This window comes from Niallia sp. 03133, assembly GCF_052663225.1.
Map to the genome: position 1 here is coordinate 232,751 of NZ_JBQTCY010000007.1, position 14,103 is coordinate 246,853.

11 protein-coding genes are annotated in these 14,103 nt (G+C 36.2%); 3 read left to right on the plus strand and 8 right to left on the minus strand.

The window, feature by feature from the left end; genetic code table 11:
- Positions 1-278: 278 nt before the first annotated feature.
- Positions 279-1,949 carry a hypothetical protein gene (locus ACTYBU_RS12075; protein WP_445490011.1) on the plus strand — a complete coding sequence of 557 codons (1,671 nt, stop codon included), beginning with the start codon at positions 279-281 and terminating at the stop codon, positions 1,947-1,949.
- A gap of 359 nt (positions 1,950-2,308) precedes the next feature.
- Complete coding sequence (plsY, locus tag ACTYBU_RS12080) at positions 2,309-2,929, plus strand: glycerol-3-phosphate 1-O-acyltransferase PlsY (RefSeq protein WP_445490013.1); 621 nt, start codon at positions 2,309-2,311, stop codon at positions 2,927-2,929.
- 253 nt (positions 2,930-3,182) lie between these two features.
- Here plsY and gatB read toward each other — a convergent pair whose 3' ends face one another.
- Genes gatB through gatC form a run of 3 tightly spaced genes read right to left on the minus strand, consistent with a single transcriptional unit; the run spans position 3,183 to position 6,383 of the window.
- Complete coding sequence (gene gatB / locus ACTYBU_RS12085; protein WP_445490015.1) at positions 3,183-4,610, minus strand: Asp-tRNA(Asn)/Glu-tRNA(Gln) amidotransferase subunit GatB; 1,428 nt, start codon at positions 4,608-4,610, stop codon at positions 3,183-3,185.
- A 12-nt stretch (positions 4,611-4,622) separates the two neighbouring features.
- Positions 4,623-6,080, minus strand: a complete 1,458-nt coding sequence (gene gatA, locus ACTYBU_RS12090) for an Asp-tRNA(Asn)/Glu-tRNA(Gln) amidotransferase subunit GatA (protein ID WP_445490017.1) — start codon at positions 6,078-6,080, stop codon at positions 4,623-4,625.
- A gap of 12 nt (positions 6,081-6,092) precedes the next feature.
- Positions 6,093-6,383 (minus strand): Asp-tRNA(Asn)/Glu-tRNA(Gln) amidotransferase subunit GatC, encoded by a 291-nt coding sequence (gatC, locus tag ACTYBU_RS12095; protein ID WP_445490019.1) that lies wholly within the window; start codon positions 6,381-6,383, stop codon positions 6,093-6,095.
- Between the two features lie 352 nt (positions 6,384-6,735).
- On the opposite strand from gatC, the gene ACTYBU_RS12100 reads away from it, so the two are divergent.
- On the plus strand, positions 6,736-7,176 hold the full coding sequence (locus ACTYBU_RS12100) for a MarR family winged helix-turn-helix transcriptional regulator (protein ID WP_445490092.1): 441 nt from the start codon (positions 6,736-6,738) through the stop codon (positions 7,174-7,176).
- Positions 7,177-7,336: 160 nt separating this feature from the next.
- Here ACTYBU_RS12100 and ACTYBU_RS12105 read toward each other — a convergent pair whose 3' ends face one another.
- From ACTYBU_RS12105 to pcrA, 5 genes are all read right to left on the minus strand, one after another.
- Positions 7,337-7,765: an organic hydroperoxide resistance protein gene (locus ACTYBU_RS12105; RefSeq protein ID WP_445490021.1), complete on the minus strand. Its 429-nt coding sequence runs from the start codon at positions 7,763-7,765 to the stop codon at positions 7,337-7,339.
- A 244-nt stretch (positions 7,766-8,009) separates the two neighbouring features.
- Positions 8,010-8,453: a YueI family protein gene (locus ACTYBU_RS12110; RefSeq protein ID WP_445490023.1), complete on the minus strand. Its 444-nt coding sequence runs from the start codon at positions 8,451-8,453 to the stop codon at positions 8,010-8,012.
- Between the two features lie 101 nt (positions 8,454-8,554).
- The gene (locus tag ACTYBU_RS12115) at positions 8,555-9,724 is read right to left on the minus strand and encodes a CamS family sex pheromone protein (RefSeq protein WP_445490025.1); all 1,170 of its coding nucleotides are present in this window, start codon (positions 9,722-9,724) and stop codon (positions 8,555-8,557) included.
- Positions 9,721-11,745, minus strand: coding sequence for an NAD-dependent DNA ligase LigA (gene ligA / locus ACTYBU_RS12120; RefSeq protein WP_445490027.1), 2,025 nt, complete (start codon positions 11,743-11,745; stop codon positions 9,721-9,723). The genes ACTYBU_RS12115 and ligA overlap by 4 nt, the downstream gene beginning before the upstream one ends.
- A 122-nt stretch (positions 11,746-11,867) precedes the next feature.
- Complete coding sequence (pcrA, locus tag ACTYBU_RS12125) at positions 11,868-14,093, minus strand: DNA helicase PcrA (RefSeq protein WP_445490029.1); 2,226 nt, start codon at positions 14,091-14,093, stop codon at positions 11,868-11,870.
- Positions 14,094-14,103: the final 10 nt, after the last annotated feature.

Below are 14,103 nucleotides of genomic sequence, written 5' to 3' on the forward strand. Positions count from 1 at the left end.
TCATTTTTGTAAAATACTCTATTATCTTATCATGTATAGATAAGAAGACAACTTTCAATTTCACACTGTTTCTGCCATTTAATTTTCTTAAAAAATATTTCATTTTAACAAGTATATTTGCTGGAAGTGACATCAAGGATAGATGCTATATAATATAATACGGAAGTGACTGCACCTATTGCTTTTTATCAGCTTGATACATCTCTAAAGTTTTTAAATTGAAACTATTTACAATGAAGCACGTATTAACGTTAAAACAGTTATAGAAAGGAGAAACAATGATTTATTTATTTGCTGTATTAGCATTAACATTAAATCCATTTGTATGGAAAACGTATTATCAAAAAAAAGGCTTTCTTTCTTCTCAAATTTTCCGTTTTATTCTTGGATTAGCTTTTATCTTTCTATTAGACTATTTCAAGTTAATTGATTATTCGGTACAAGCATTCATAAAATTTGGTTTGCTCTATTTGGCTTTTTTCTTATTTTGCGACCTATTTTATCCTCGGGTAAAAGGATATGCAGTTTCTGGTGCAGCTAGTATTCTGCTGCTTGTAATTTTTGTTTATTTACAGTTTATATATCCTCTTACGATTGCAAATGATAAATATGCATTTGTTGCCAATAAAACAACGGTTGCCAGCCGCGAAGAGGAATCAATGGACGAGAAGCATATCGCAGTGGTTCCTGAAAGCTATGCCAGATATAGAAGCGAAAAGAAATTGGGGGAGCTTGCTCATTCTTCCTACTATGACCTTGGCGACTCCACTTTGCAAAAAATTAACAGCCACCTATACTGGGTGACGCCGATTGAATATACTGGCTTCTTCAAATGGAGCAAAGGAAGCAGTGTCCCAGGATATATTAGAATGAGCGCAGAAGACGAAAATGAAGATGCCGTATTAGTAAAAGCCTCTATGAAATATGTTCCGTCCGCTTATTTTCAAGAAGATGTAAAAAGACATGTACGGAGCAAGTATAAAGATACGATATTATTAGAAGCAAGCTTTGAACCAGATGATCAAGACAAACCATACTATGTTATTCCTTACGGCTATTATCATAAATTCCGTCAAATGGTGGATATAAAAGGCATTTATATTGTGGATCCTGAAACTGGTCAAATAGACAGCTATACGATGGAAAATATCCCTGATTATATTGATCATGTCATTCCGACAAGTGTCGCTGAAGATTGGAACGAATGGTATGGAAAATATGTTCATGGCTTTTGGAATACTGTCTTTTCAAAGGAAGATATGATTGTCCCGACAAAATGGGATGATACAGATGAAGTAAACGGGGTATTTAACAAGGAGCTTCAATTAAACTGGTTTACGGATTTTACTCGAGCGAAAACAAACAGCGGCTCGATGGTAGGCTATTCGATGTTAAATGCACGGACAGGGAAATTAACTTTTTATACAGAAGCAAATGGCTCCTTAAACGGAAAATCGGCCATTAACGTAGCAGAAAAAACATTTAGAGCAGAAAAATATGAAGCTGGAACTCCGCTTCTTTATACGATTTATGGCCAATTTACTTGGGTTGTTCCGCTTATGGACAGCAATAATGTATTGCGAGAAATGATGCTGATTCATGCGCAGGATGAAAAAATCTACAGCTACAGCAATATAAAAGCAAAATTGTTTAATGAATATAAATATGCACTTGCCACACAGCTGAAAAATGATAAAACCGTTCCAACAGATATCGCTAATTATAAAAAAATATCCGGAACTGTACGTTATGCTTATAAAGCAGAAGAACAAAACGGTACTATTGTAAAATTTATGCTAGATGGAGAGGATAAAATTTTCCAGGTTTCCAGCACCGATTTTCCTTACAGTGTTTTTGTGGACAAAGGAATGAAAGTATCACTTGAATATATGGATACAGATGAAATAATATCATCTGTTGAACAATTAAAAATAGAGGGGCTACAGTAGGAGATCATTTGCAAAATAGAGTTAATAAAGAAAAAGTGGAAGACAAAGCTGTGCTGCTTGCTGCTTCCCTTTTTTCTTTCTAGTTTTCTTACTATTGGACAACTATTATTTGAGCCAGGATAAAGTGAACCTTTCCATCAGTGGGGTTTTCTTCATCCCCCACTGATGGTTAGTTGAACTTATCGGACCTTTACGGGCGAGTTTCAACACCTAGCTTCCTCGATTCCTCAGCATCCCCGAGGTGGGGGTCTTACTGCCCGTTAAGAGTGGGATAAAAAATAGACAAATAAAAGAAACAATTATAGTTTGATTGCAGCATATAATGAAAATAAAAGATTTTAATAATAGGAGAAAGGAGAATGCCTTTGCTAGTTATACTGATTGCATCCTATCTTATCGGATCGATTCCTACCGCCATATTAATAGGGAGAGTCTTTTACGGAATTGATATTCGCAACCATGGAAGCTTTAATCCAGGGGCAACCAATTCCATTAGAGTACTTGGGAAAAAGGCAGGTCTAGCTGTTCTATTCATTGATATAGGCAAAGGAGCGCTTGCTGCATCCCTCCCTTACCTTTTACAAGTAGATTTGGATCCGTTCTACACGGGCCTTCTTGCAGTTTTGGGCCACTGTTTTCCAATATTCGCAAGATTTCGCGGGGGAAAAGCAATTGCAACGACTGCCGGGACATTGCTTATCGCAAATCCTTGGATGCTGGTTATTGCTTATATAACTTTTATTCTAGTTATTTTCATTACGAAATATGTTTTTATTGGCAGCATATCCGTAGGAATAGTTTTACTATTATATTCATTAATAGAGCCAGGATGGAGAAATGAACTAATTTTTGTTATTTACTTACTTTTATTGATCTACTTGCATCGTTCTAATATCATTAATTTTATACATCATAAAGAACCCAAAATTAATGATAAAAATATCAAAAAAGATCGAATTAATCCGAAGAAAATTAGTTAAAAGCCTATAATCGGACAAGCATTGCAGCTATTTATATAATTAATAAACATTTTGTAGATTAATAACGTTTCCTGGGAAATGATATGAGAAATTGTCGAAATTAATGAGGAATAATCGTCCATTAAAAACAATAAAGTAAACTTCCATCAGTGGGGGTTTTACTGCCCGTTAAGAGTGGGATAAAGTGTCATTAGAACAAACTTCATCTTGAATTAGAAAAGGGAAATGATCTCAGATCATTTCCCTTTTCTTATTATCTTTTTGTAATTTCTTGTACTAATAATTTATTAACCAATTGTGGATTTGCTTGTCCTTTTGTTGCTTTCATAATTTGGCCAACCAAGAATCCGATCGCTTTTTGCTTGCCGTTTTTAAAATCTTCAATAGACTGCGGGTTATTATCCAAGGCTTCACCGATAATTTTCAACAATGCCCCTTCATCAGAAATTTGTACTAATCCTTTTTCTTTGACAATGCTTTCCGCGTTTCCGCCTTTTTCAATCAGCTCTTTAAAAACTTGTTTTGCGATTTTACTGGAAATGGTGCCATTTTCAATTAGTTTGATCATGCCCGCTAAATTTTCCGGTGTAAGTTCAATCTCGGATAGTTCTTTCTGCTCTGCATTTATATAGGCAGAAACATCTCCCATCAGCCAGTTGGATGCAAGCTTTGCATCTGCACCTTTTGCAACTGTTTCTTCAAAGAAATCTGCCATTTCTTTTGTTACTGTTAAAACATTCGCATCGTATGCAGGCAAGCCAAGCTCTTCCACATATCTTTTCTTGCGAGCATCCGGCAGTTCTGGAATCTCTGCACGTATACGCGCTTTCCAATCCTCATCAATATACAGATCCAATAAATCCGGCTCTGGGAAATAACGATAATCATCAGAACCTTCTTTTACACGCATAAGCAAAGTTGTATTTGTCGCTTCATCATAACGACGTGTTTCTTGATCAATAACGCCACCAGCACTAACTACTTCTCTCTGGCGTATTTCTTCATATTCCAATCCTTTACGAACAAAGTTAAAAGAGTTTAAGTTTTTTAATTCTGTTTTTGTTCCAAATTCCTTTTGCCCTACTGGACGAATAGAAATATTCGCATCACAGCGAAGTGACCCTTCTTCCATCTTACAATCTGAAACACCAGTATATTGAACAATGGATTTTAATTTTTCCAAATAAGCATACGCTTCATTTGGTGTACGGATATCAGGCTCTGATACAATTTCGATAAGAGGCGTCCCTTGACGGTTAAAGTCCACTAAAGAAAAACCATCTCCATGGTTTAATTTCCCTGCATCTTCTTCTAAATGGACGCGTGTGATGCCAATTTTTTTCTTATATCCATCTACTTCAATTTCAATCCAGCCATGCTCACCGATTGGCTTATCAAATTGAGAAATTTGGTATGCTTTTGGATTATCCGGATAAAAATAGTTTTTGCGGTCAAACTTTGTATCTGTTGCGATTTCACAGTTAAGCGCCATCGAAGCTTTCATTCCATATTCAACCGCTTTTTTATTTAGGACAGGTAAAACTCCTGGATAGCCTAAATCAACAACCGTTGTATTGGTATTAGGAGCAGCTCCAAAGTGGTTCGGACTGCTTGAGAATATTTTCGATTCTGTTTTTAATTCTACGTGGACCTCTAATCCAATGACTGTTTCAAATTCCATTTCTATCACCCCTTACAGCGTTGGTTTTTGTTTATGATAATCTGTTGCCTGCTCAAATGCATATGCCACTTTATAGATGCTCGCTTCATCAAAATGTTTACCGATAATTTGCAAGCCTAATGGCAGGCCATTTGAAAATCCGCATGGGACAGAAATTCCTGGTACACCTGCTAAGTTAACAGGAATCGTTAAGATATCGTTTGCATACATGGTTAATGGATCATCCACATTTTCGCCTATTTTAAATGCTGGTGTTGGTGTAGTAGGTCCAATAATTACATCATATTTTTCGAAAACATCTTCAAAATCTTTTTTAATTAATGTACGAACTTTTTGTGCTTTTTTGTAATAAGCATCATAATATCCAGAACTTAAGGCAAAAGTACCTAACATGATTCTGCGTTTTACTTCATCGCCAAAGCCTTCTGCACGTGTTCTTTTATATAAATCAATTAAGCTTTCTGCATCTTCTGCACGGTAGCCATAACGAATGCCATCGAAACGAGATAGGTTGGCAGAAGCTTCTGAAGAAGATAATAAATAATAAGTAGCTAAAGCATACTTACTGTGTGGAAGGGATACTTCTTCCCAAGTTGCACCCAACTTTTCCAATACTTTTAATGCATCTAGTACAGACTGGCGAACTTCTTCTTGTACGCCTTCTCCTAAATACTCTTTTGGCACTGCAATTTTCATCCCTTTTACATCGCCGGTTAACCCTTTTGTGAAATCTGGAACATCTACATTTGCAGACGTAGAATCCATTGGATCTAATCCGGAAATAGATTGCAGAAGAAATGCATTATCCTCTACTGTTCTAGTTATCGGTCCAATTTGATCCAGAGAAGAAGCAAAAGCAACAAGTCCGAATCGGGAAATTCTTCCATATGTAGGTTTTAAACCAACTACTCCACAAAATGCTGCCGGCTGACGGATGGATCCTCCTGTATCTGACCCAAGTGAAAAAAGAACCTCTCCTGCTGCTACTGATGCAGCGGAACCACCTGAAGATCCACCAGGAACCGTTTGCAGATTCCATGGGTTTTTTGTTTTTTGATAATAGGAATTTTCAGTAGATGAACCCATTGCAAACTCATCCATATTTAATTTTCCGATTGTAATCGTCTCTGCCTGCTGTAATTTTTCCATTACCGTAGCATTATATATAGGCTGGAAATTCTCTAATATTTTACTGGAACAAGTAGTTCTTAAATCTTTTGTCACAATATTATCTTTAATTCCTATTGGCATTCCAAATAGGGCTCCCGTTTTGCCGCCGGAAACTAATTTTTCATCTAATTCTTTTGCTTTAAGAAAAGCGTTCTCTTCATCTAATGTAATAAAGGCTTGTACTTTATCATCCACTTCTTTTATGCGGTTATATGCTTCTGTTACTAAGTCGGAGACAGACACTTCTTTTTTATGTAATAATTCATGCAAATCTGCTACCTTTTGATCAAACAAACTCATTTTTTTCCCTCCTTACTCCATTATGGATGGCACTTTTACTTGTCCTTCTTGATGATCTGGGGCATTGCGAAGAACCTCTTCCACTGGAAGACCTTTTGTTGATTTATCTTCACGTAAAACATTTTTCATATCTAAAACATGTGATGTTGGTTCGATACCCTCCGTATCAATTTCATTTAATTCTTCCGCAAATGAAATAATAGCATCAAGCTGCTTTTGAAATTTAGTTGCTTCTTCTTCTGTAATTGCAAGTCTTGCTAAGTTTGCCACATGCTTAACTTCCTCAATTGTAATTCTTGACATCTTTGTCACCTCCATAAAAATACGCACAACACAATAACCTGATAATATCAAACAAATCTCTATGAAAGCAACAGGAACCATGAAACTAATATAGAATATTATTTAAAATTTTTTAATAAGAAGACTGTCTTTCGAAAAATCTTCTATAAGTGGTTAGCCACCACTTTATTGGGAAAATAGAAAAATTTTATATACAATAAGTATAATGCTTATTTTAAAATAATAGAAAGTTGATATTCGATTCAGAGTTTAGACAAAGTAGTATTTGCAAAAACCTGCAGCTCGACTCGATTGCTTGATTTGTTACGGCATCTATTTTAACTGCAGTAGATTTTTTGAAAAGTTGGTGAAAATGATGAATGATGCGGAATTATTAAAGCTGGAGAATCAGCTTTGCTTTTTACTATATGCCAGTTCACGAGAAATGACGAAAAAGTATAAACCTTTATTGGAGGATTTACAGGTCACCTACCCTCAATACTTAGTACTGCTATTATTGTGGGAGCATCAAATCCTTAGTGTAAAGGAAATGGGAGAACAGCTTTATTTAGATTCTGGTACATTAACGCCTATGTTAAAAAGAATGGAACAAAATAACTTAATTCGTCGTGACAGATCTGCAGAGGATGAACGCTCTGTTATGATTTCCCTTACCGAAAATGGTCATGCCTTAAAAGAAAAGGCACAATCTATTCCTTTTGAAATAGGAAGGCTGTCTGGAAAAAATCAAGAAGAGATAAACAAGTTAAAAAACTCCCTCCTTCATTTGCTGCAGCAGTTAACGAAAGATTAACAAACTAAACCAATTAGTGACCTTTAAATGGATTATCGTCCTGCCATAGCTTTAAAAACAAAATTATGCATGAATATTGTACCTATAAAATATATCATTTCTTAATGAAAAAAGGGCTTGATTGGAGAAATCTCCATTCAAGCCCTTTTTATCTTGTTCCTTAAGCAGTAACAACTTCCAATATTACATCTATATTTCCTCTTGTAGCTTTGGAATATGGACAGAAGTTATGCGCTTTGTGCACAAGATCTTCTAACTTTTCTTTTTCTATTCCTACTCCTCTAACCATCAACGTAACAGCTATTTTAAATCCTTGATCAGTTTCGTCCTTTTGAAGGCTGACACTAGCTGTAACTTCTGATTCAAACTTAACCTTTTCCTTTCCAGCCATTAACTGCAATGCACCATCAAAACACGCTGCATATCCTGCCGCAAAAAGCTGCTCTGGATTCGTTGCGTCTTCCAATTTTTCTGCTCGGGGAGTTCCAGGCATCGCTGTATCAAATTGAATAACATGATTATCTGAATCCACTCTTCCTTCTCGTCCACCCGTTGCTGTTACAGATGTTGTAAAGATTGTTTCAGCCATTTTTATTCCTCCAAATATCAAATTTAATTTAAATTTTACACAATTATATTGTACACAACTAAATTTTTCTTTTCAATTATTATGCATTATTACTAGAAGCTAATTTTCCCCATTTCTTTTTAATTATTCTATTTCTATATCACCAATTCATAAGAATTAAACATTTTATCCAATTAAAAAAACTCAAAAACAAACAAAATGCAGCACTACTTCCTGCCAAATTGTTTATTTTTGAGCTTGAGAATTATTTTTTAAAAAAACTGCCCAAAGTGGAGAAGAAACTCTTTTTCTCTTCTTTAGTTGATTCACTTTCGTGTTCCATTTCAGCTATATATATTTCTTCTTTATCAATAGCATGGTCAAATGCAACAAGCAAACCAATCTCACTAACATAATCCTTATTGGTTACTATTGTATATGCCATTTTATATTTGTTTGCCACTTTTATATACTTTGATAAAAAAGCATAATCCAGATGACCGTTTAAAAATAATTTTGCACCAGTATTGGTCTTTATTGATTCCTCTACTTCTTTATATACACCATCTTCAAAAACCTGTGATTGCTTTAATGCAACCACTACTCTTTCCCGAAGCGTCCCAAGAAATTGTCTGCGTTCTTCCGGTTTCGTTTCCTTTGAACCATGAATGCCTTGTTGTAAATAATCATCGAGATTTGGATTTGGCATGACATATCTCCTTCCATTCGATTACTCCTTACTACTATACTCCATTCATTTAGGAAAAAAACCTTATCTCTTGTACCTATTTAAGAAAGCTCCAGACCTCTTTATTCATATATATGAACAAAAGGCTCCTCTTTATCAGCATCGCGAACAATTAAAGCCTCTGGTCCATTTACAGACGTAATACTGACTTGCACGGAAATATCGGATGAAAAACGGTCGACTACTTTTCCAGCAACAAATTGTGTAAACCCGATTACTTCTGCTTTTCCGTAAAATTGAATGGGTATTTCGATATTGAGGTTTTGCAATTTATTATTTACATAAAACGCTCTTCCAATTACTCCATTAAAGTTCGGAAAGTATTCCTCAATGTCTTGTTTAAAATAAGAAAATGGATCTTCGTCCGATTTATATTTGCTATCTCCACTAGGGAACAGCACATACTTTTCATTAATATTTTTCCAATTCTCCAAGCTACTGCTTCCTTTTTCTGCAGCTGCATACGCAATAAAATTACCTGGAACAACAGAAGAAGTTTCTTTTTGCTCAAACAGTGCAATTGTTATCGGAACAGAGCCTAATCCCTCTGTTTTTCTAAGCCTTTTCACTACTTCTGCGGCGATTTTTTTGCCTTCGCTTTCTAGTTTTGCTTGGCTTATGGTGGATTTAAAGACATCTCCACCTTTTTCTTTCTGATAATAATAAACAGAATTTAAAGCCAAGCCAATCGTTACACCGCCAAGCGTTACACTTTTTGGATTTTTTTTATTCTTAACCAGATAATCATGTTCTAAAATATGAGCTAAATAAATCGGCTCCATTTCACCGCTTTTGCTCATGGACAAATTTTCATCGGTTGGATTTAATCCCAAATTTTCACTTTCTGATAACTTTTGTTCTTTTAATTCTTGTTTTGTATATTTTCGATTCAGCCAGCTGGAAACATCTTTTTTCTTTAAATATTGGCCTTCTTGAAAATAATACACATCCGGATCAAATGTATTCTGTGCTACACGCATTAATCCTGTTTCAAATTCACTTATATCATAACGCGTATTTAAGTTATTTACGACTAAGCCCCTTGCTTCAGAAGGTTTAAATGGCAGCTTCATACTATAATAATCATCTGATATTTTATATTTCGGCAAAATAGCCGTTTCTGTTGTACTGTCACTTGTTTTTGTTTTTACTTCTTCTTCCTTTTGAAAGCTTGGTGCACAAGCTGATAATAAAAGAACAAGACACATCATGCACATGAACCTTATTTTCATTCTTTAAACACACCTTTTATCTTTAATTCTTCCATCAGCTTTTCCTCATTCCAAATCTCAATATCTAATTCTTCTGCTTTTGCAAGCTTGCTTCCAGCATCTTCACCAGCTATTATTAAGTCTGTTTTTTTGCTGACGCTTCCAGTAATTTTCCCGCCTAATATTTCTATCTTTTCTTTTGCTTCGTTGCGCGATAACTGCTCTAGTTTCCCTGTCAGGACGATCGTTTTTCCAGCAAATGCACTGTCTGCACTTTCAGCGGGCACAGATTTAGGACCTGTATACTCCATATTCACACCTGCGGACTTTAATTCATCCATAAGAGCCTGCACTTCTTCTTGCTCAAAAAAAGTTACGATAGAATCTGCCATTTTTTCGCCGATTTCATTAATTGCTGTTAATTCTTCCTTTACTGCATTTGCCAGCTTATCCATGCTGTTAAACTCCATCGCAATCGTTTTTGCTGCCTTTGCTCCAACATGTCGGATACCTAAACCGAATAACAGCCTTTCAAGGGAGTTCCCTTTGGAAGCTTGAATAGCGTTTAATAAGTTTGATACAGACTTTTCTCCCATTCTTTCCAATTGAATAAGCTGCTCATAGGTTAAAGCATATAGGTCTGCAACATCTTCAATCAACTTTTCAGCAAAAAGCTGGCTGATTACCCGTTCTCCCAATCCATCTATATTCATTGCATTTCGAGAAACAAAATGGATAAGCCCTTCTCTTATTTGGGCAGGACACTTAGGATTAATACAGCGCAATGCCACTTCTCCTTCAATTCGAACAAGTTCGCTTTCACATTCCGGACAATTTGTCGGCATATGAAAATCTTTTTCTTCTCCTGTTCTTCTATCTACAAGTACATTGACCACTTCTGGAATAATGTCGCCAGCTTTTTTTACAACCACATTATCTCCAATTTTAATATCTTTTTCTTTAATCAAATCTTCATTATGAAGAGAAGCTCTTTTTACCGTCGTTCCGGCAACCTTAACAGGCTCAAGAAGTGCAGTTGGAGTAATAACACCCGTTCTTCCGACAGTAAGGTCAATGTCCAATAATTTTGTTACTACTTCTTCTGCAGGAAATTTATAAGCAATTGCCCATCTTGGACTTTTTGCTGTAGTTCCTAATTTATTTTGGTGCTCTAATACATCGACTTTAACAACGATTCCATCTATCTCATAAGGCAGATGAGGACGCTTCTCTTGCCAGCCATCAACATAAGCCAGCACTTCTTCTATTGTAGGACATTTTTTTCTTTCTTTATTCGTTTTAAACCCTACTTGATCTAATAAATCCAAACCCCCGCTATGTGACTGTACGCCTGTTTCACCAACATCTCCTATACCGTACAAGAAGATATCAAGGTGTCGGGAGGCTGCAATTCTTGGATCTAATTGTCTTAAGGATCCAGCAGCAGCATTCCTTGGATTTGCAAAAGGTTCTTCTCCGTTTTCCTCTTTTGCTTTATTTAAACGCATAAATGATTTTTTCGGCATAAATGCTTCACCGCGGACTTCAATGCTGATAGGCTGATTCAGCCTTAAAGGAATGGAGCGAATTGTTTTAAGATTTGCCGTGATATCTTCTCCTGTTGTTCCATCCCCTCTTGTTGCCCCCTGCTCAAACAAGCCATCTTCATAACGTAAAGAAACAGCCAGCCCATCTATCTTCAATTCGCATACATAAGTGAAGTCATCGCCAATTGCTTGACGTATTTTTCTGTCAAAATCACGCAAATCTGCTTCATTAAATGCATTCCCTAAACTTAACATTGGCTTTTGATGCTGGACTTTTGAGAACATATCCAAAATTTCTCCACCGACACGCTGTGTTGGGGAGTCAGTTGTTTTTAAGGCAGGGAAATCCGCCTCTAAATTTACCAGCTCTTTTAATAAAGCATCGTATTCTGCATCAGGAACAGATGGATTATCCAGTACGTGATATTCATAATTATATTGGTTTAAAAGATTATGCAGCTCTTTTACTCTTTTCTCTGCGTTTTTTTCATCCATTACTCTATTCCTTTCTTTTTATACTATTAGTGCGTATTCAAAAATTAGAGCTGAGACTCCCTGAACACGGGAGTCTCATAAAGTTGCGAAAGCTATGTTCCCTTCCTTTTTGAACACCTATTTTATGCTTTTTGTATTGGTGCAAACTTAGCCAGCAATCGTTTAATCCCGACTGGACTTGGGAAAGCAATATCCAGCTCTTTGGAATCTCCTTCTCCTTTTACACTAACAACTGTGCCGACACCCCATTTTCCATGAGCCGCCTTGTCGCCAACACTCCAATCGATCCCTTCTCCGCCAGTAGATGCAGCTGCTGGACGGATAACTGCTTTACGCACTGCTTGCTGTGCAGGACGGGAGAATGGGCTGCTTGCGGATGATGTGTTGCTTCTTCTTGGCTGCGGCATTACACCATCAAGCAAGTCCTCTGGAATTTCCTTTACAAATCTAGAAGGTGGATTCATATTCGTTCTTCCAAAAAGGGTTCTCATTTGTGCATTTGTTAAATATAAATGTTTTTCTGCTCTTGTAATCCCAACATATGCAAGACGGCGCTCTTCTTCCATTTCTGCTTCCTCTGCAAGGGAGCGGGAATGTGGAAATACACCCTCTTCCATTCCAATTAAAAAGACAACAGGGAATTCTAATCCCTTAGCTGAATGGAGTGTCATAAGAACAACGGAATCAGCCTGATTTCCGTCCTCATCCAGTTTATCTATATCAGCAACAAGCGCTAGATCTGTTAAAAATGCAATTAATGATTTATCGTCATTAGAATCTTCGAAGTTTTTTGTTACAGACATAAACTCTTCTATATTTTCTAAGCGGCTTTGTGCTTCAATTGATTTTTCTGCTTTCAGCATTTCAATGTATCCTGACTTTTCAATCACTTCATCTACTAGTTCTGTTACAGATAAATATTCCTTCATTTCACTATAATTTCGGATTAAATGACGAAATTCAGTCACAGATTTTGTGATTTTAGGGCTTAGACCAATCAGCTCCACTGCATCTAATGCCTGGTACATGGACATATCATGCATGGCTGCAAAATTTGCAATTTTATCAATTGAACTCGAGCCGATCCCTCTTTTCGGAACATTAATAACACGCTGAAGGCTGATATCATCATCTGGGTTTGCAATTAATCGCAAATAGGCCAATGTATCTTTAATTTCTTTTCTATCGTAGAACTTTATACCCCCAACAATCGAATACTCGATATTGGATTTCAGAAGCATTTCCTCCATCACACGGGACTGAGCATTTGTCCGATAAAGAATTGCTATATCAGAAAGGTTTAATGATGATTCTCTTCTAAATTCCTGAATTTTTCCAATAACAAATTGTGCTTCACTTTGTTCGCTGTCGGCCCGGTAATAATAAATTTTATTGCCGTCTTCATTTTCGGTCCACAAATTTTTATCTTTCCGGCCTGAATTATTTTCAATTACCTTATTCGCTGCTTTCAGGATTGTTTTTGTAGAACGATAGTTTTGTTCTAACATAACGACCTTCGCATTAGGATAGTCCTTCTCAAACGAAAGGATATTCGCAATATCAGCGCCCCGCCAACGGTAAATCGACTGATCCGAATCACCAACTACACAAAGATTTCGAAATCTGCTTGCTAATTGTTTTACTAATGAATATTGGGATTTATTTGTATCCTGGTACTCATCTACATGGATGTATTGAAATTTTCGTTGATAATATTCTAATACTTCCGGTACTCTTTGAAATAGATGAATCGTTTGCATGATAAGGTCATCAAAATCCAATGCCTGATTTTTGCGCAGCCGTTTTTGATATTCTGTGTACACATCACTTACTATTTGAGAAAAATAATCTCCTGCCTTCTTCGCAAATTCTTCTGGCGTCACTAGTTCATTTTTTGCAGAACTGATGCTTGCCAAAATGGCTCTAGGATCATTTTTCTTCGGATCAATATTTCTGTCTTTTAAAATGCCTTTAATAACGGATTGTTGATCAGTTGTATCTAAAATCGTAAAGTTGCGATTATATCCAATCCTATCAATATCTTTTCTTAAAATTCTTACGCACATGGAGTGAAAAGTAGAAATCCATATATCTTCACTCGCTCCACCTAATACAGCCCTAATCCTTTGTCTCATCTCTTTTGCCGCTTTATTCGTAAAAGTGATGGCTAATATATTATAAGGATTTACCCCTTTTTCCACCATCAAATACGCAATCCGCTGTGTTAATACTCTTGTTTTTCCACTTCCCGCACCTGCCATAATCAACAAGGGTCCGTCCGTTGATTTTACAGCTAATTTTTGTTCGGGATTTAAACCATTTAAAATTTTATCAGTTAAAAATTGCATCTTTTCACCA

Excerpts from the sequence above, each read along its gene's own strand:
- ACTYBU_RS12075 (WP_445490011.1), top strand. The coding sequence starts at position 279 with ATGATTTATTTATTTGCTGTATTAGCATTAACATTAAATCCATTTGTA.
- plsY (WP_445490013.1), top strand. The coding sequence starts at position 2,309 with ATGCCTTTGCTAGTTATACTGATTGCATCCTATCTTATCGGATCGATT.
- gatB (WP_445490015.1), bottom strand. The coding sequence starts at position 4,610 with ATGGAATTTGAAACAGTCATTGGATTAGAGGTCCACGTAGAATTAAAA.
- gatA (WP_445490017.1), bottom strand. The coding sequence starts at position 6,080 with ATGAGTTTGTTTGATCAAAAGGTAGCAGATTTGCATGAATTATTACAT.
- gatC (WP_445490019.1), bottom strand. The coding sequence starts at position 6,383 with ATGTCAAGAATTACAATTGAGGAAGTTAAGCATGTGGCAAACTTAGCA.
- ACTYBU_RS12100 (WP_445490092.1), top strand. The coding sequence starts at position 6,736 with ATGATGAATGATGCGGAATTATTAAAGCTGGAGAATCAGCTTTGCTTT.
- ACTYBU_RS12105 (WP_445490021.1), bottom strand. The coding sequence starts at position 7,765 with ATGGCTGAAACAATCTTTACAACATCTGTAACAGCAACGGGTGGACGA.
- ACTYBU_RS12110 (WP_445490023.1), bottom strand. The coding sequence starts at position 8,453 with ATGCCAAATCCAAATCTCGATGATTATTTACAACAAGGCATTCATGGT.
- ACTYBU_RS12115 (WP_445490025.1), bottom strand. The coding sequence starts at position 9,724 with ATGAAAATAAGGTTCATGTGCATGATGTGTCTTGTTCTTTTATTATCA.
- ligA (WP_445490027.1), bottom strand. The coding sequence starts at position 11,745 with ATGGATGAAAAAAACGCAGAGAAAAGAGTAAAAGAGCTGCATAATCTT.
- pcrA (WP_445490029.1), bottom strand. The coding sequence starts at position 14,093 with ATGCAATTTTTAACTGATAAAATTTTAAATGGTTTAAATCCCGAACAA.